Annotated in this window: 13 protein-coding genes and 1 pseudogene; 4 read left to right on the forward strand and 10 right to left on the reverse strand. The window is 72.1% G+C overall.

Annotated features, from left to right (window positions below):
• Positions 1 to 41 precede the first annotated feature (41 nt).
• Entirely contained in the window at positions 42 to 1205 is a 1164-nt protein-coding gene (locus WMF43_RS25510; protein WP_437683909.1) for an STAS domain-containing protein, read from the reverse strand.
• A 390-nt stretch (positions 1206 to 1595) separates the two neighbouring features.
• Here WMF43_RS25510 and nudC point away from each other — a divergent pair, with 390 nt between their 5' ends.
• Positions 1596 to 2579, forward strand: coding sequence for an NAD(+) diphosphatase (gene nudC / locus WMF43_RS25515; protein WP_437683911.1), 984 nt, complete (start codon positions 1596 to 1598; stop codon positions 2577 to 2579).
• Positions 2580 to 2603: 24 nt separating this feature from the next.
• On the opposite strand, the gene WMF43_RS25520 is transcribed toward nudC, so the two are convergent.
• The 7 genes and pseudogenes from WMF43_RS25520 to WMF43_RS25550 form a co-directional block, all read right to left on the reverse strand.
• Complete coding sequence (locus WMF43_RS25520) at positions 2604 to 4064, reverse strand: MATE family efflux transporter (RefSeq protein WP_437683912.1); 1461 nt, start codon at positions 4062 to 4064, stop codon at positions 2604 to 2606.
• 286 nt (positions 4065 to 4350) lie between these two features.
• Positions 4351 to 5769, reverse strand: a complete 1419-nt coding sequence (locus tag WMF43_RS25525) for an AAA family ATPase (RefSeq protein WP_437683914.1) — start codon at positions 5767 to 5769, stop codon at positions 4351 to 4353.
• A 168-nt stretch (positions 5770 to 5937) separates the two neighbouring features.
• Positions 5938 to 7313, reverse strand: a pseudogene (locus WMF43_RS25530) (ATP-binding protein).
• A 295-nt stretch (positions 7314 to 7608) separates the two neighbouring features.
• On the reverse strand, positions 7609 to 8142 hold the full coding sequence (locus tag WMF43_RS25535; RefSeq protein ID WP_437683916.1) for a hypothetical protein: 534 nt from the start codon (positions 8140 to 8142) through the stop codon (positions 7609 to 7611).
• A gap of 413 nt (positions 8143 to 8555) precedes the next feature.
• The gene (locus tag WMF43_RS25540; RefSeq protein WP_437683918.1) at positions 8556 to 9275 is read right to left on the reverse strand and encodes an NrsF family protein; all 720 of its coding nucleotides are present in this window, start codon (positions 9273 to 9275) and stop codon (positions 8556 to 8558) included.
• Positions 9262 to 9867, reverse strand: a complete 606-nt coding sequence (locus WMF43_RS25545; RefSeq protein WP_437683920.1) for an RNA polymerase sigma factor — start codon at positions 9865 to 9867, stop codon at positions 9262 to 9264. The genes WMF43_RS25540 and WMF43_RS25545 overlap by 14 nt, the downstream gene beginning before the upstream one ends.
• A gap of 387 nt (positions 9868 to 10254) precedes the next feature.
• Entirely contained in the window at positions 10255 to 11352 is a 1098-nt protein-coding gene (locus tag WMF43_RS25550) for a Nif3-like dinuclear metal center hexameric protein (RefSeq protein WP_437683922.1), read from the reverse strand.
• A 117-nt stretch (positions 11353 to 11469) separates the two neighbouring features.
• On the opposite strand from WMF43_RS25550, the gene WMF43_RS25555 reads away from it, so the two are divergent.
• Positions 11470 to 12501, forward strand: coding sequence for a diacylglycerol/lipid kinase family protein (locus tag WMF43_RS25555; RefSeq protein WP_437683924.1), 1032 nt, complete (start codon positions 11470 to 11472; stop codon positions 12499 to 12501).
• Here the strand turns inward: WMF43_RS25555 and WMF43_RS25560 are convergent.
• Complete coding sequence (locus WMF43_RS25560) at positions 12416 to 13801, reverse strand: cytochrome P450 (protein WP_437683926.1); 1386 nt, start codon at positions 13799 to 13801, stop codon at positions 12416 to 12418. The genes WMF43_RS25555 and WMF43_RS25560 overlap by 86 nt on opposite strands.
• Before the next feature lie 162 nt (positions 13802 to 13963).
• Here WMF43_RS25560 and WMF43_RS25565 point away from each other — a divergent pair, with 162 nt between their 5' ends.
• Together WMF43_RS25565 and rnk are read left to right on the forward strand one after the other, a co-directional pair.
• Positions 13964 to 15118: a fatty acid desaturase family protein gene (locus WMF43_RS25565; RefSeq protein ID WP_437683927.1), complete on the forward strand. Its 1155-nt coding sequence runs from the start codon at positions 13964 to 13966 to the stop codon at positions 15116 to 15118.
• A gap of 374 nt (positions 15119 to 15492) precedes the next feature.
• Complete coding sequence (gene rnk, locus WMF43_RS25570; RefSeq protein ID WP_437683929.1) at positions 15493 to 15915, forward strand: nucleoside diphosphate kinase regulator; 423 nt, start codon at positions 15493 to 15495, stop codon at positions 15913 to 15915.
• 101 nt (positions 15916 to 16016) lie between these two features.
• On the opposite strand, the gene WMF43_RS25575 is transcribed toward rnk, so the two are convergent.
• A complete protein-coding gene (locus tag WMF43_RS25575; protein WP_437683931.1) occupies positions 16017 to 16313 on the reverse strand; it encodes a protease inhibitor I42 family protein in 297 nt (98 codons plus the stop codon).
• Positions 16314 to 16319 lie beyond the last annotated feature (6 nt).

The raw sequence follows: 16319 nt of genomic DNA on the forward strand, positions 1-16319 counted from the left end.
GCGCGGGCGCGGTGCCGTCACATCCGCGCGCGCGGGCGCCGTCACATCCGCGCGCGCGGCGCCGGCGCGCGCACGGCGAGGCGCTGCATGCAGTACGTGAGGCCCGCCCGCAGGTTGGCCTTGGTCACGATGGAGCTCAGGTCGAGCCCCAGCTCGACCATCGTCTGCGCGACGTTCGGGCGGATGCCGCAGATGATCCCCTCGGCGCCGAGCAGCTGAATGGCCTTCACGATCCTGATCAGGTGATCCGCGACCCTCGTGTCCACCACCTGCACGCCGGTGAGGTCCAGGACCGCGAAGCGCGCGCTGCGGCGGCTGATCGCGTCGAGCAAGCTCTCCATCGCCTCGGCGGTCCTCGCGCTGTCGACGACCCCGATCATGGGCAGCGCCAGCACCCCGTCCCATACCTCGATGATGGGCGCCGACAGGTCTCGAATGACCCGCTGCTGGGCCTCGATCACATCGAGCTTCGTCTGCAGAGACTGCTGCGCCCGCTTCGCCTCGGTCACGTCGAGCGAGAACCCGATGACGGATCGCACCGGCCCCGCCGGCTCCGAGACGGGGATCATCCAGCTCTCCCACACGCAGCCGTGGGCCTCTGCCAGCCCGTGCATCAGGTCGCCAGCCAGGGTGCGCCGGACATCGCCCGCGCTGTCGCCGTAAATCTCGAAGATGTTCTTTCCGACGAACTGTCCCGGCGTGTGACCGGCGGCCTCCAGGCCTCTGCCCTCGTGGTAGGTGTACACCCCATCGGCGTCGACGGCCCACACCACGACCGGTATGGCCTTGATCAACGCGCTCAGGATCCGATCGCGGTCCCTCAGCCTGGTCAGCTCGTCCAGGACGCCGTCGTTCAGGGCTACGTCGCGGAGCGAGCCATAGATCAACTGCTCCTTGCGCGACCCGCGCACCACGCACGAAAACGGCCGATAGCTGCGCTCCGCGCTCAGGATCCGGCCGTGGACCTGGACAGGGTGCGTGCTCCCACGGACCTGCTCCCACCCCGTCGAGAGCGCGCAGCGGTCCTCCGGGTGGAAGAGCTCGGTCAGCGGGGTTCCCTGCGAGAGCACAGGCCCGATCGTCCGGGCCAGCATGTCGCTCCACCGCAAGAGCGCGCCGTCGGTTCTCGCGACGAACAGCATCTCTGGCGAGTGCGCGATGAATTCATCCAGCGAGCTCAGATCGCCATTGGCATCGGCCATCATACTGCGCCTCCCCTCCCGCAACCGGACAGAAGTACCGGAGCTGCGCAGTGCAACTTACGTTGACGTCGGCGCCCTATAGAACACGGGGCAATCCGGAACGCGAACCTGGGTGCCGCCTTAACTTGCTCGTCAGAACGTAAAGGCCTCTGCGTCAAGCCACGTCCGCCGTGCAAATCTCGGCGGCTCGGATGCCCCGCACATAGCGATTCGTCCTGGTGGAAGCCGCGCGCGCCGTTCGCCGGCGCACGGGTCGCGGCGGGCCCGCACGACCCGCCCGGAGCTGGGGCCGCCCGCCTGCGCTGCCGGCGCGTGTACGCCGGGTCGTCCGCGTCGTGTTCCGGGGCGCTAAGCTCTGCGGCATGTCCACGATCGGCTTCCTCGATCCCTCCCTTGAAGAAACGGAGCCCGCGCGGCCCTGCCGCCCCTGACGCCATGCCGCCCTCCCGCTTCCGCCCCGGGCTCGGCAAGCCGAGCTCGCCCTCCGCCGACATCGCCTGGTTCGCCTTCCGCGGCGACGAGCTCCTCGTCCGCGCGCCAGGCGACGACGGCGGCGGTCGCTACGACATCCCGGTCGCGGCCGACCTCGCCGACCTCGGCGTGTCCGTCGTGCGGGCCCAGCCGCTCGGTGAGCTCGACGGCCGCCCGTGCCGCTCCGCCGAGCTCGCGCAGGGCGCGCCGGCGCCCGAGGGGTACACCTACGCCTCGCTCCGGCGCCTCTACGGGCGCATCGACCCGGAGCTGTTCGACCTCGCGGGCACGGCGTACCAGGTGCAGCACTGGGACCGGGCGCACCAGTACTGCGCGGCCTGCGGCGCCGAGCTCGAGACCGGGCTGGACGAGCGCGTGAAGCGGTGCGCCCGGTGCGCGAGCAGCTACTTCCCGCGGATCACGCCCGCGACCATCGTGCTCGTCGAGGACGGCCCGCGGCTGCTCATGACGCGGCAGGCGCGGTTCCCCGCGGGCATGTACGGCCTCGTCGCGGGCTTCGTCGAGCCGGGCGAGACGCTGGAGGCGTGCGTCGCGCGCGAGGTCCACGAGGAGACGGGCGTCGACATCGCCGACCTCACGTACTTCGGCAGCCAGCCGTGGCCGTTCCCCCACCAGATCATGGTCGGCTTCACCGCGCGCTACGCCGGCGGCGAGCTCCGCGTCGACACGCGCGAGCTCGAGGACGCGCGCTGGTTCCACCGCGACGCGCTGCCGCCGCTGCCGCCGCCGCTCAGCATCGCGAGGAAGCTCATCGACGCGTGGCTCGCGCGCCCGCCGCGGGCTCCGATGCGACGACCGCCTGTGGAGCTGGCCGGGCTCCAGACGCCGGGCGACGTCATGGCCCCGGCGATTGACGAGCCCGACTGGGGTATGAAGCGCCAGTAGCCTTACCGCCGCCCGGCGGCCCCGTCACACGCGCCCGAGCTTCCAGGCGCCGCGGCGGAACATCAGCCAGCCCGCGACGGCGAGCGTCGAGAACGCCACCGCGATCGCGATGAACACGCCGAGCGGGCCGAGCCCGAAGGTGCGCGCGAGGGCCCAGCCGAGCGGGATCTCCCACAGCCAGAAGCAGGCGAAATTCAGGAGCGTGGGTGTCCTCGTGTCGCCCGCGCCGTTGAACGCCTGCGTGAACACGATGCCGAAGCCGTAGAACAGGAACCCGCACGCGATGATCCGCAGCGCCTGCGTCCCGAACCGGAGCACGTCCGGATCGCTGGCGAAGGCGCCCACGATCGGGCCCGCGGCCGCCACGAAGACAACGCCCACGGCCCCGAGCATGGCCGTGGTCCAGACGCCCGCGCGGTAGACGGCGGACTCGGCCCGGTCGGGGCGCCCCGCCCCGAGGTTCTGCCCGACCATCGTCGCCGCGGCGTTCCCGAGCCCCAGCGCCGGCAGGATCGCGAACACCACCACCCGCATCCCGATCGTGTAGCCCGCGAGCGCCGCGCTCCCGAAGGGGGCGATGATCCGCACCATGCCGATCCAGCTCGCGGTGCCGATGATCGCCTGGAAGGCGCCGCTCGCCCACAGGCGGAGCAGCGTCGCCAGCGCGCGCGGGTCGGGCACGAGGTCCCGCGCCCGGATCCTGAGCCGGCCGCCGCCGCGCGCGAGCAGCGCGATCTGCAGCGCCACGCCCGTCCCGCGGCCGAGCGTCGTCGCCACCGCCGCGCCCGTCACGCCGAGCTCCGGGAACGGGCCGAGGCCGAAGATGAAGCACGGGCCGAGCGCCATGTTCAGCGCGTTGGAGAGCCAGAGCACCCGCATCGACAGCGCCGCGTCGCCGGCCCCGCGGAAGGCGGCGTTGATGACGAACAGCATCAGGATCGTCGCGTTGCCGAGCAGCATGATCGCGGCGAAGGAGCTGCCGGTGGCGATCACCGAGGGCGTCGCCCCCATCGCCGCGAGCAGGCGCGGCGCGAGCAGCCCGCCGGCGGCCGAGATGGGCAGCGAGACGAGCAGGCCGAGCACGATCGCCTGCCCCGCCATGGCCGCCGCCTCCTCGGGGCGCCCCTCGCCGATCCGCCGCGCGACGGTCGCGGACGCGGCGACCGAGAGGCCCATCGCCACCGCGTACACCACGGCGAGGAGCGACTCCGTGAGCCCGACGGCGGCGACCGCGTCGGCGCCGAGCCGCGAGACCCAGAAGACGTCGACGACGGCGAAGAGCGATTCCATGAGCATTTCCATGACCATGGGGATCGCGAGCAGGACGATCGCCCGGTCGATGGAGCCCTTCGTGAAGTCGTGCTCGCCGCCGCGGACCGCGTCGCGGAGCGTCGCCCAGACGCCCGCTCCGCGGAGCAGGCCGGACGAGGGCGGGCCCGCGTCCGCGCCCGGGGCGAGGGCAGGTGGCGTGGCGTCGTCGCGCATGAGGGGGGAGCAAGGTGATCGCGCGCGGCGGGTTCGTCCAGCGTCTTGGCAGCGCGCGTCCTGCTTGCTGCGCCTCCGCCGCCCGGGTGCCTCGCCGAGCAGACCCCGGGCATGTCCGACATGGCCGGGGGCCTCGCCGAGCAGACCCCGGGCATGTCCGACATGGCCGGGGGCCTCGCCGAGCAGACCCCGGGCATGTCCGACGGGCGTCTTCAGGCTCCGGGCGATCTGACTGACCTGCTCGCCCTCGCCGACCAGGAGGAAGACGACAGGCGGCTGGCGGTAATCACGAGGAGCGGTGGGCGTGGGCGCCGAGCAGGCTCCGGGTGAGCGGCCCCCCGTCGACGAGGAGCTCGTGCAGCGCCTCCTTGAGGTGCTCCTCGCCGACCGCCGTGCCGCGCCCCGCGTCGGCCGCGAACAGCGCCGCCCGTCTCAGGAGCTCACGGATGAATGCCGCGCTCACCCCCTCGGTCCGCGCGATGAGCGGCGCGAGGTCGTCGCCCCTGAGCGAGAGGCCGCGCCCGTAGAGCGCGAGCAGCTGCCGCCGGCAGTCGTCGTCCGGCAGCGGGATCTCCACGGCGAGATCGATCCGCCCCGGCCGCGCCGCCAGCGCGGGCTCCAGGGCCTGGGGGCGGTTGGTGGTCAAGAGGAAGATCACGTCCGTGTCCTCCGCGAGGCCGTCCATCTGATTCAGGAGATCGAAGAGCAGCGGGGAGCGGCAGCTCGCGTCCGCGCTCTCGCGGTCCTGGGCGATGATATCGACGTCCTCGAGCACCACGAGCGAGGGCTGGAGGGACCGCGCCATCGCGCAGGCCTCCCTGAGGAGCTTCACCCCGAGCCCGGTGAGGAGCAGCGTGGTGCGCTCCCGCATCTGGCCCGCCAGGTACATCGCGGTCAGGGTCTTGCCGGTGCCCGGGGGCCCGTAGAGGAGCAGCCCGCGCTTCAGGTGTCGCCCCGAGGTGAGCAGGGTCTCTCTGTGCCGGGAGAAGCCGATGGTCGACCGCTCGAGCCGCGCGAGCAGCGCCTCGGGCAGGATGAGCGCGTCGCGCGCGATCCGCGGGAGGCTCTGGAGCTCGATCTTGGTTCCGGGCGAGAAGCCGTCCGTCGTCTCGCTCAGGATGACCACGCGGCTGCGGTAGACGTTGAGCCGGCGCATGAGGACGCGGAGCTCGGCGAGGAGGCGCTGGGCGCGCTCGTTGTCCGTCGCCATCACCTCGACGGTGAGCTGGCTGCGCCGGAACCCGGCGTCGCTGGGGCCGCGCACCAAGAGCGCGAAGCGGTCGCTCCCGTGGCCGAAGAGGTAGATGCCGCCGACGACGCAGGCGATGACGCGCTCCTCGTCGAGGTGGACGTTGCGGTACTGCACGGGCCCCTGCGAGGGCGGCGCTCCGATCCCCGGCATCGCCGGGGGCGGCGAGAGGAGATCGGGAAGGCTCACCCCCCGGAACACATCGCCGCCGGAGACTCCGATCAGCTCGGAGGTGAACCCGCCGTCACGGAGGTGAGCCTCAATTGCGAGCTGGAAGTTCGGGTGGTCCGAGGCCGGGAACTCCTCGGCGACAACGGGGAGGGTGCGGGGGTCGGCGCCGAAATGCCCGCGGAGGTGACCGAGGAAGAACGGCTCCTGCGCGGCCTGGGCCGCCGCCATCGCGCCCATCAGATCGGTGAAGGAAGGCGTGGGTGTCTGGGGCTTGTCGTTGTCCATGGTCCTGTCGCCAGCGTGGGATGGATAATCTCACACGAACGCCTGGACTCGTTGGACTTGTTGGCTCTGGTCGGTGGATCTGGGGATTGTACTTCGGACGTTATGATAACAATGGCCGGTCGTTGGCGGGAAATTCGCGACCCATGAGATTGGGCGCGGCCGTCGCGCTCACCCCCGGATCACCGCGACGTCCCGCCCTCCCGGCGTCCGCGCCGCCTCTGCGGCCGTCCGCGCCGCGACCTCCGCCCTGTCGCTCCGCCGGTCGAAGATCACGAGCCACCCCGTCTCGAGCCCCAACCCTTCGAGATACCGATCGAGCTGCGCGAGCCCCTCGGCCTTCGGAGGTCCATCCGCCCCTTGCCGATCGCGTACTCCCGCTCGATCGTGCCGCCCCCGTTGACCACCCGGTGCAAGAACGCCATCAGCACCAGGTGCGGCGCGATCTACGGCTTGATGGACGGCAGCGTGTCGCGCGTGCCGCTCACGAGCGAGCGCAGCAGGATCTCCCTGTAGATCGGGTTCGCCACCTCCAGCGTGCCCTCCTCGTTGCGGCGCAGGAGGCCGAGGTCCACCGCGAAGCGCCGGTCGTCCTCGGGCACGTCGCCGAGCAGGCGCCCGGCCATCATCGGCTCGAGGATCCTGCGGATGCGCGGCTCGCGCAGGCGCTCGGCCAGGCTGTCGAGGTGCGTCTCCTGCCGGTCGATGAGGATCTCCTTGGCGCGCTCGATGTCCGCGCGCCGGACGGGCTCGGCGCGGTCACCCACGAGCTCCTCGACGGCGACCTTGGCGAGCGCGTTGACGAGCCAGGGCTGGCCCTGCGTCAGCGCGAAGGCGCGCTCAGTCGCGTCGGCCTCGAAGCGCTGCCCGGTGTCCGCGGTGTGCTGGGCGTAGAGCTCGGCGATCTCCTCGGCGGTGAAGTCGCGCAGCGTAAGCGAGCGGACCTTGATGTTGAACGGGCTCGCGGTGCCGAGGTGATTGCGGCCCTCGGTCGCGACCTTGTAATCGCGCACGTCGCGCAGGCCGATGAGCGCGAGCGAGACGGGAAAATAGCGGGGACGGCCGCGGTAGCCGTCGCGGAGCTGGCGGAGGACGGAGACGAGGACATCGTCGCGGAGCGCGTCGATCTCGTCCAGGAACACGGCGAGCGGCCTCGGGGCGGCCTCGGCCCAGGCGGCGAGCGCGGCCTTGATGCGGCCGCCGGGCGGCGCGTCGGGGAAGGGCGGGGGCAAGAGCTCCGGCGGGAGCGCGGCGCGCGCGCTCCAGCGCCAGCTATCGAGGATGCACAGCTCGGCGGCCCCGGTGTCGCGCGGGAAGGCGGCGCCGGTCTCCATCGAGACGAGGACCGCGACGTGCTGGCCCGCGGCCGTCAGCTCGTGGGCAAACGCGCTGAGCGCGGTGGTCTTTCCGACCTGCCGAGGGGCGTGGACCACGAAATAGCCCTGCTGCTCGACGAGGCGGCGCACCTCGGGCAGGCGACGCATGGCCGGGAGCATGTAGTGCACGTCCGGCCGGCACGGGCCGGCGGTGTTGAACCAGCGGGGCATGGCGGGAAGTTACCATGCGCGCCCGCCTGCGCCGCCGCGCCATCCGCGGCTCGCGCACGGAGCCGGTCGCGCGCGTCGGCGTCCACGCGGAGCGGCGGGACCAGCACGCGGGAGCGACGCTGGTCGCCGCGGTGCAAGCTCGCCGCTGTCAGGACAGGGCTTCGAGGATCGCGCGGGTCCTGTCCCTGTGCTGGATCTCGCGGCTGGAAGAGCAGACGTCAATCATGTCGCGTCCCTTTCATCTCAGGGCGCGCGCTCGTCGGCGCGCGCCGAAGTGATGTGAACCTGGTGGCGTCTACAGGGCATCGCCCCAGGGGAAGTTGATGCAAGCGATCCTGTTGCCGACGTTGCCCGACGCCGCCGGGTTCTGATACAGCACGAGGGACTTCGCGCCGTTCGGGGGGACCACGAAGTTCACGACGGTCCGCGAGGTCCCCCTGCCGCTGGCGTCGATCTCGACGTCGAGCCAGATCTCGTTCGTCGCGCTGGATCCCGCGGCCGGGTTGTTCCGGTAGCGGGCGCCGCCCTGGTTGACGCGGCAGCTGTCCACGTGGGCGATCGCCCCCCAGCGCTTGTTCGGCGGCGCCCGCCGGATGTCCAGCTCGGCGGTCGTCCGGCCGCCGAACGCGTCCGCGAGGACGCCGCCAAACACGCCGCCCGCCCGAGCGAGGTTCGCGTCGAAGATGGTGAAGTTACCGAAGAGGCCGACCTCCGCCTGCTGGACCTCCCCGGTTTCTTCCTCGTCGAGATCGAGCGGTGCGCCCACGCACCCGATCGCGGACAGCCCAATTGCGAGCGTGACACCGAACCCTCGAAGCTGTGCTTTCATGGCAATCTCCCTATTGTAACAGGATGGTTGTTCATACCTCTGATCCCTCAGAGGTCCGGCGCTTCGCCGTCTCATCCTGAACTACGACGCTCGACGAATCAGGTGACGCGAGCCCTTCTATTTTTCTACGAACGCTCATTGCCGCGATCACAGGCGTTCGTCATCGCGTGACGACTCTCCACGAGCTCCACGCTGCTGCTCAGCACCGCCGTCGCAGGAGCATCCACGGCGAGCCAGCAGCGCCTCTCCCCGCGGTTGCAGGAGTACGACGCTGAAACGAGCAGAGGTTATGGAACGACCGGCCGCGGGCGAGGGTGCCCGCGGCCGAGCAGCTCGGCCAGAGCTCCACCCCGCCGAGGGACGAGCTCAGGCGACGCGGCAGTCGCTTGCCCGCCCGAGGCTGCAGCGCGGCTTCAGGGCCGCAGAACGCGCGGAACGACGCTCACGCCCAGCAGGGTGAACGCCACGATCGGAGCGAAGTGCCCGATGATCAGGTGGGTCGTCTCGAAGGCCGGGCAGTGGATGAAGACGCTCAGACCAGACCACGCCCCCGCGCAAGCGCCGAGCGCCGCGCCCCGAGCGCCGCTCGCGACGGGCACGGACCAGCGGAGCGCGCTCGTGACGCTGGCCAGCACGACGAGCCCCACGATCGCGGCGATGGCGAAGCACGGGAGTCCGAGCGGATGGAGAGCCGCCGCCGCCGACAGCGCCGCCGGGTGGTCGGAGCGAAGCGGCCACGCCAGGGTGGAGAAGGCATACACCGGCACGACGAGCCCCGCCGCCACGGTCAGCTGCTGCTCCCGGGAGCCCAGGCCGTGCCGGCCTCTCCGTAAGGCGATGAGCGTCGTGAGCAACGTGAACGCGAGGAGCGAGGCCAGGACGACCAGGAGGCGGACCGGCGATCCGGTCCCGAGGTCGGCGCGCAGCGGCTCCTGATGATCCCAGATCCGGTCCGCCCCGACGAGCGCGGCGGTCAGGACGCCGGGGATCGCAGCGACAGCCCCGACGATCCGAGCGCGAACAGGGATGGTCGACGCGGGCGTCTTCTTCACCGCGGCGCGGACGCTCGAGGTAAGCGCAGCCGGAGGCGCGTGCGTGGCGGAGAATCGCAGCGGGATTTCACGCTCGCTCATGACAGTGCTCCGTCCATCCGGCGGCACAGAGCGCAGCCCGGATCTGATCATAGGCGCGATGTGCGCGTTGCTTCACGGCGTCCGTGGACGTGCCGAGCACGGCGGCCGCCTCCGAGACGTTGAGGCCCTCCTCCTTGAGCAGGAGGTACGCGACGCGGCTCATCTCGGACATCTTGTTCAGCTCGAGGGTGACGACCTTCAGGAGCTGATGGGCTCCAACCTCGGCCTCAGGACCAGCGTTGTGGTGGGTCTGCAAGGAGTGCGCGTCGTGCGCCACAGGCTCGCTCGTCGGCGCCACGTCCTCGGGATGCCGGCGCTTGTATCTCAGCCGATCGAGGTGGAGCGAGCGCGCGATGGCGAAAGCCCACGGGATGACGCTGGACCCGCCCATGTAGGACGAGCGCGCGCGGTGAATCCTGAGGAAGCTCTCCTGGAAGAGATCGTCGGCCTCGGACGCGCGGCCCGTGAGGCGCAGGCAGAAGCGGTAGAGCCGCGGCGCCAGCAGCTCGTAGAGCCGATCGAAGACGTCCTCCTCGCCTAGCGCATACCGCTGCATGATCTCGTCGAGCTCTTCTCGTCCTGCGCTGGTCATGGCTCCACGTGAATGGCTGGTTGTCGCGCCTCTCCAAGGAGGGCCCCCCACAGCAGCGCACGAAAACGCCTCAAGGCTCGACCGGGCAAGGCTCGCCCCCGCCGCCCCCCGGGCGAGGCTCGCCCCCGCCGCGCCCACGAATCCCTCGGCGCTGTCCGCAGTCATGGTTCTCCTGCAGGCATTCTCCTGATGGATACGCCGCGGCTTGCAGCGGGTGACACGTTACCTTGAGAATGACGTCAGCATAATTACATCAGAACTTGAAATATTCAAGCTCACGCGATCCCGGTCGCCGGCCGCGCTGAAGAAGGAACCCTAGGCAGGCGCGGCGCTCGCAGGACCCGCGGCGCGCGGCGAGCGCCGCCGCGCGCGCCCTCCGCGGCGCCTTCAGCGGATCGAGAACGGATCCCGGTCGCGCGCGCTCACGTCCACCCGGAGCGACGGGACCTCGGCGCGGAGGCGCTCCGCGAGGCGCTTCAGCGCGGCCCGCTCGCTGTTCGAGTGCAGCGCGCAGACCACGGTGACGCCCGCGCTCGCCGCGCGCAGCGCGTCGTGGTGGCGCAGCTCGCCGGTCAGGTAGAGCTCCGCGCCCTGCGCGATCGCCTCGCCGAGCAGCGCGCCGCCCGCGCCGGCGCACGTCGCCCCGCGCGCGACGACGCGCTCTTCGGGGCCGGCCACGAGCAGCGCGCCCACCCCGAGGCGCTCCTTGATGCGGCCGAGGAGCTCGCCCACGGGCGCGGCGCGCTCCAGCTGCCCGATCCGCCCGATGCCGGCCCGCAGCGGCTCCACGGCGAGCTCGATCAGATCGAACGCCACCTCCTCGTACGGGTGCGCGGCGCGCATCGCCTGGAGCACCGCCTCGGTCCGATCGCGGGGGAAGACCATCTCCAGCCGCACCTCGGTCACGCGCTCGAGCCGGCCCTTCTCGCCGACCGTGGGGTTCGTCCCCTCCTCGCCGAAGAACGTGCCCGTCCCGATCGTGCGGAAGCTGCAGCGGGAGTACCGGCCGATCTTGCCCGCGCCCGCGTCGGCGAGGGCGTCGGCCAGCGCGTCGGCGTGGTCCTCCGGGACGAAGACGACGAGCTTGCTCTGCCACGCCCTGGACGCCGCCCGCCGGAGCGGCGCGCGGCCCTCGGAGAGCCCGAGCGCGTCGCCGAGCACGTCGTTGGTGCCGCCCTCCGCGACGTCGAGCGCGGTGTGCGGCGAGTAGAGCGCGATGCCGTCGCGGATCGCCTCGAAGACAGGGCTCGGCGCGACGACGCGCTTCACCGCCTCGAACAGCGGCGGATGGTAGGCGACGACCAGGTCGCAGCCGAGCTCGCGCGCCTCCCGGGCGACCTCGGGCGTGTAGTCGATGGCGAGCAGCGCCGCCGACGACGACCGCGCCGGGTCGCCCGCGAGCAGGCCGACGTTGTCCCAGGGCTCGGCGAAGCGGAGCGGGGCGATCGACTCCAGCGCGGCGAGGACGTCTCTGAGCAGGGTCATGCGCGCTTCTATACCAGCGCCCGCGCCGCGTGCCCCGCCGCGGCGCGCTCCGTCCACGCGCCGCGCGCCCCGCCGTAGCGCGCTCCCGTCCGGCGGAGTTGAGGTAGCCTCGCGGGCATGCGCCGCGTCGCCCTGCTCCTCAACCGCAACGCCCAGCGCGTGACCCCCGAGCTCGTCGCCTGGGCGCGGTCGGCCGCGGCGCGGCCGGGCGACGTCTTCGCCACCGCCACGCTCGAGGAGGCGCGCGCCGCGGCCGAGGTGATCCTCGCGGGCGGCTACGGCGCGGTCTGCGTCGGCGGCGGCGACGGCACCTTCTCCCGGGCGGCCCAGGACTTCCTCTCCCTCGCGCCGGACCGGGTCCCGGCGCTCCTGCCGCTGCGGCTCGGCGGCGGCAACGCCATCCACGACGTCTGCGGCGCCTCCCCGCCCACCCCGGCCGGCCTCCAGGCCGACCTCGCCCGCGCGGGCGGAGACGAGGCGCCCGCGCCGCTCCGCCTCATCGAGGTGGAGGGCCGCCTCGCGCACTTCGTGGGGACCGGCATCGACGCGAAGCACATCGAGGACTTCGACGCGCTGATCAAGGGCAAGCTCAGGCACGGTCCGCTGCGCCCTCTGTCGCGCGGCATCCCCGCGATTGTGCTCACCGTGCTCCTGCGCACGCTGCCGCGCCTCGTGCTCGAGCCGCGCCTGCGCGCCCGCATCGTGAGCACCGGCGCCTCGGCCGAGCGCCTCGACGACGCGGGCCGGCCCTCGGGCGAGCCGCTGCCCGAGGGCGCCGTGCTCTACGACGGCGACATCACCATCGTGGCCGCGGCGACGGTCTCGCAGTACAGCCGCGACATCACCTTTTTCCCCTTCGCGGACGCGCTGAGCGACCGCTTCCAGCTGCGCGTCTCCAGCGCCGGCCCCGCCGAGGTGCTGCTCCACCTCCCGAGCGTCTTCGGCGGCACGTACCGCAACCCGCGCACCCTGCTCGATTTCGCGGTGACCGGCGCGCGCGTCGAGCTCTCGCTCCCCTCCCCCTTCCACATCGCCGGCGACCTCCAGGCCGCGTCGCTCGCCTTCACGATGGCGCTGTCGCCGCACGTGGTGCCGGTGCTCCGGCGCCCGGGCGGCGCGCGCCCCGCTCCCCCAGCACCACGACCCTGATTGCCGCGGCCGGCCCCACCGTGACGGCGCGCGCCGCCGCCCGGACGGGCGCGCCGGGCTCGAGGGCGATCACATGACGGCGGAACAGCGCGGCGAGCACCAGCTTCATCTCGTGGAGCGCGAACGGCGCGCCGAGGCAGCGCTGCGCCCCGCCGCCGAACGGCAGGTACTCGAACGGCGAGTAGGTCCGATCGAGGAAGCGCTCCGGCTCGAACGACGCCGGGCGCGGGAAGGTCTCCTCGCGGAAATGGGCGACGCCGATCGCGACGGAGACGTTCTGCCCGGGAGGCAGCGTGTACCCTTTGAGATCGAGCGGCCGCGCGAGCGTGCGGGTGAGCAGCACGAAATTCGGGTGCAGCCGGAGCACCTCGTGGCAGATGGCCTCCAGGTAAGGCAGCCTCGCGATCGACTCCGGATCCGGATCGTCCCCCAGGCTTTGGAGCTCCGCGAGCAGCCGCCGCTCGACGCGCGGGTGGCGGCAGATCTCGTACCCCGCCCAGGCCAGCGCGACGGCCGTGGTCTCGTATCCGGCGATGATCAGATCATAGAGCTTGTCGCGGATCTCCTCGTCGCTCATCCGACGCTCGCCGTGCTCTCCCGCGCGCAGCAGCGCCCCGAGCACGTCGCCGCCGCCGCCAGCGCCGGCGCCCCGCGCGCGGCGGGCGGCGATCTCCTCCTCGAGCAGGCGCATGAGCCCCCGGTAGAACCGCCGGGCCTTCGCCCAGGGGCCGAGGCCGCCGAACTCGCGCCGCAGCCACTTGAGGAACAGGACCGCCGGCGTGATCGACGCGAGCCCCTCGACCATGGTCCGGTGATAACGCCGGATGCGCGCGTCGTCCGTCACGCCGAGCACCACCCGGACGACGACCTCGAGCGAGATCCAGTCCATGACGCCCCGCAGATCGAGCGCCGCGCCCGGCCGGAAGCCGCGCATGTGCGCGCGGGCGACGTCGAGCACCGTGGGGCCGTGGAGGCGCATCCGCGCCCCGTGGAACGGCGGGCTCAGGATGCGCCGCGCGTCCCGGTGCGCGGCGCCGCTCTGGAAGTACAGCGAGTGCTCGCCGAGCATCTGCTCCGTGGCCTCGGTCCGGAACGACGTGAACACCTCGGGCGGCGCGCCCATGACCGCCCGCACGCCTTCCGGGTCGCCCGTCACGACCGTGCCGGTCGTGCCCGGGATCGGCAAGAGAAACGGGTCTCCATAACGGCGGGCGAGCGCCGGGAACACGCCGTGTGGGTCGGTGAGGTAACGAAGCAATGGCCACACGATGGTCGCGGGGCCCGGAGGCAACTTGTCCATTGATTGACGCACCCCGTGGAGAGTTTGCATTACGCGGCGAGCGCAGGCAAAAGCAACGTCAATGAGCGCCGAATTGTTGCCCGCGTCCGTCGCGCGTCCGGTAAAGCTCGTGCGACGTGCGTCCGGACGCCGGGACGTCCTCGCGCGCGCTCGAAGAACGCAATGACGCCCCACAAAGCCCGTGTCCTCGACAGCTACGTGTCCGCCAAGATCCTCGCTGGCCCGTCGGCCTCGGCGGCGTCGCGGCCCGCGGCGGAGGCGCTGCGCGGAGACGCGCGTTACCAGCGGCTCCGCGCCCGGCTCGCGGCCGCCGGCCTGCTCGAGCCCGCGGGGTGGTCCTACGCGTGGCGCGTCGCGCTGCTCGCGGCGCTGTTCGCCGCGGCCTTCGCCGTCCTCTGCAGCGCGCCCGCGGCGCCGCTCAGGCTCGCCGCCCTCGCGGTGATCGGCTTCGCCCTGGTCCAGGGGGGATTCCTCTCCCACGAGGCGATGCACGGCGCGATCTCCCGGCGCCCAGCGGTCATCCAGGCCATCGGGCAGACCTTCGACACGGTGCTCGTGGGGCTCGCCTTCAGCTATTTCCGCCGCAGCCACGAGCTCCACCACTTCCATTGCAACGAGATCGGCCTCGACCCGGACACGCAATCGTCGCTGTGGAGCGTCGCCGAGCGGCCGGCGCTGGAGAAGCGCGGCCTCGGCGCGCTCGCGACGCGCCATCAGGCCGTGCTCATTCCGCTGCTCGCGCCCCTCTGGGGGCTGCAGCTCAAGTGGGACTCGATGGCCTATGTCGCGCGGAACCTGCAGAAGACCCGGGTCGACCAGCTCGCGCTCCTGCTGCACGCCGCCCTCTGGTTCGGCGTGTTGCCCTGGTTCGTGGGGTTCGGCGCCGCACTGGTCGATTACCTGGGCTGGCTCGCGGTCGCGAGCGTCTACATGTTCCTCGTCATTCCGATCAACCACGTCGCCAGGGCGCACCACGCCGAGGGCGCCGACGTGCCGTTCCTGGATCAACAGGTCTCCTCGACGCGAAACATCCGGAGCTCGCCGCGGCTCGACTTCTTCTTCATGGGGCAGAACAGCCACATCGAGCACCACCTGTTCCCGCAGATCCCGGCGAGCCGGCTCCGCCTCGCGCGACCCATCGTCCGAGAGCTCTGCCGCGAGCAGGGCCTGCCGTACGTGGAGAGCGGCTTCCGGGAGGCGTTCACCGAGGTGTTCGCCCGCCTGAAGCACCTCGGCCGCCTCGCACCTCGCGGGCAGGGCGCGCGAGCGCAGCTGCCCTTGAGCGAAGCGCTCCGCCGCACCGGCAGGTCACCGTGAGGCGTGCGGCCGCCCCGAGGCGGCACGTGCGCGAAGGCGCCGGAGCCTCATGGCCCGCGGGCGACCGTCGTGGTACGCTGTCCATGGAATGAGCGCTTGCCTGCACCTCGTCGCGTCGCGCTCGTGGCCCCGCCACGGCGCGCGTAGCGCGCTCATTCCCCTGCGACCCCGGCTGTTCTGCCCGAGGTCGCCCGCACGCTCCTAGGGGAGCGGTCTTCCGGCGCCTTTCGCCGGCCGCTCCCGGGATGGCAGCCGGCTGGCGTCGAGGGCGCCTGCGCAGGTCACCTGGACGAGCGCTCGCGCCGGCCAGCTCGCCCGGCGTGGACCTTCGGCCGACCCCGGATCGCGTCGACGACACAAGGAGATCCCAGCTCATGGCACCTCACTCGAACCCCATTGTTCTCACCGAATTCGATCGCGATCGGCTCGCGCGGCTGCTCGAAGCGCTGCGCGCGCGGCCCGGGGGCGATTCTCCGGACCTGGAGGCGCTCGAGATCGAGCTCGATCGGGCGGACGTCGTGAAGCCAGCGGACATCCCGCCGAGCGTGGTCACCATGAACTCCAAGGTCGAGCTCGTCGATCTCGACACGCTGGAGCGGCTCTGCGTGACCGTGGTGTTCCCCGGAGCCGCCGACGTGAAGAGCGGCCGGATCTCGGTGCTCGCGCCGATGGGGCTCGCGCTGCTCGGCTGTCGCGAGGCCGAGGAGGTGGAGTGGCCCACGCCGAGCCGCACGCGGCGCCTCCGGATCGAGCGCATCGTCTACCAGCCTGAGGCGTCAGGTCGCTTCGACCTCTGAGCCCGGTCGGGGTCGACTTCCTGGTTGCTACGTCTGCCCGACGGACGCCAGCCGCATGGCGTGCAAGCGAGCGTCGAAGCGGCTGGGGACACACGGCCGCGCTACGGGGTGATGATGACGAGCAGCCGCGCGCGTTCGCGCGGCGTGTGCTCCCAGGGCCGGCGGAGCTCGAACGTCAACGTGTACTCGCCGGGCGCGTCGACCGCCAGGCGGAAGACGCGGCAGCCGCCGGCGCCCGCCGCCCCCAGGGCAGCGGGCGACGGCTCGAGATCCCGCGCGACCACACGAACGCCGTCCGGCGGCCCGACGAGGTGCCACAGATAGCCGGACGTCGGCGTCTCCGGCAATCGCACCTCCACCTCGCCGGGCCGAGCGCGAAGGACCGCCTCGGGGGTCACCACGCC

It is taken from the genome of Sorangium sp. So ce131 (assembly GCF_051519095.1).
Classification (GTDB): Bacteria; Myxococcota_A; Polyangia; order Polyangiales; family Polyangiaceae; genus Sorangium.

What these genes read in the sequence shown, in the direction of transcription:
- WMF43_RS25540 (WP_437683918.1), bottom strand. Translation starts at nt 9,275, where the DNA reads ATGAGCGAGCGTGAAATCCCGCTGCGATTCTCCGCCACGCACGCGCCT.
- WMF43_RS25535 (WP_437683916.1), bottom strand. Translation starts at nt 8,142, where the DNA reads ATGAAAGCACAGCTTCGAGGGTTCGGTGTCACGCTCGCAATTGGGCTG.
- WMF43_RS25510 (WP_437683909.1), bottom strand. Translation starts at nt 1,205, where the DNA reads ATGATGGCCGATGCCAATGGCGATCTGAGCTCGCTGGATGAATTCATC.
- WMF43_RS25560 (WP_437683926.1), bottom strand. Translation starts at nt 13,801, where the DNA reads ATGGACAAGTTGCCTCCGGGCCCCGCGACCATCGTGTGGCCATTGCTT.
- WMF43_RS25525 (WP_437683914.1), bottom strand. Translation starts at nt 5,769, where the DNA reads ATGGACAACGACAAGCCCCAGACACCCACGCCTTCCTTCACCGATCTG.
- WMF43_RS25520 (WP_437683912.1), bottom strand. Translation starts at nt 4,064, where the DNA reads ATGCGCGACGACGCCACGCCACCTGCCCTCGCCCCGGGCGCGGACGCG.
- WMF43_RS25545 (WP_437683920.1), bottom strand. Translation starts at nt 9,867, where the DNA reads ATGACCAGCGCAGGACGAGAAGAGCTCGACGAGATCATGCAGCGGTAT.
- WMF43_RS25550 (WP_437683922.1), bottom strand. Translation starts at nt 11,352, where the DNA reads ATGACCCTGCTCAGAGACGTCCTCGCCGCGCTGGAGTCGATCGCCCCG.
- WMF43_RS25565 (WP_437683927.1), top strand. Translation starts at nt 13,964, where the DNA reads ATGACGCCCCACAAAGCCCGTGTCCTCGACAGCTACGTGTCCGCCAAG.
- WMF43_RS25555 (WP_437683924.1), top strand. Translation starts at nt 11,470, where the DNA reads ATGCGCCGCGTCGCCCTGCTCCTCAACCGCAACGCCCAGCGCGTGACC.
- rnk (WP_437683929.1), top strand. Translation starts at nt 15,493, where the DNA reads ATGGCACCTCACTCGAACCCCATTGTTCTCACCGAATTCGATCGCGAT.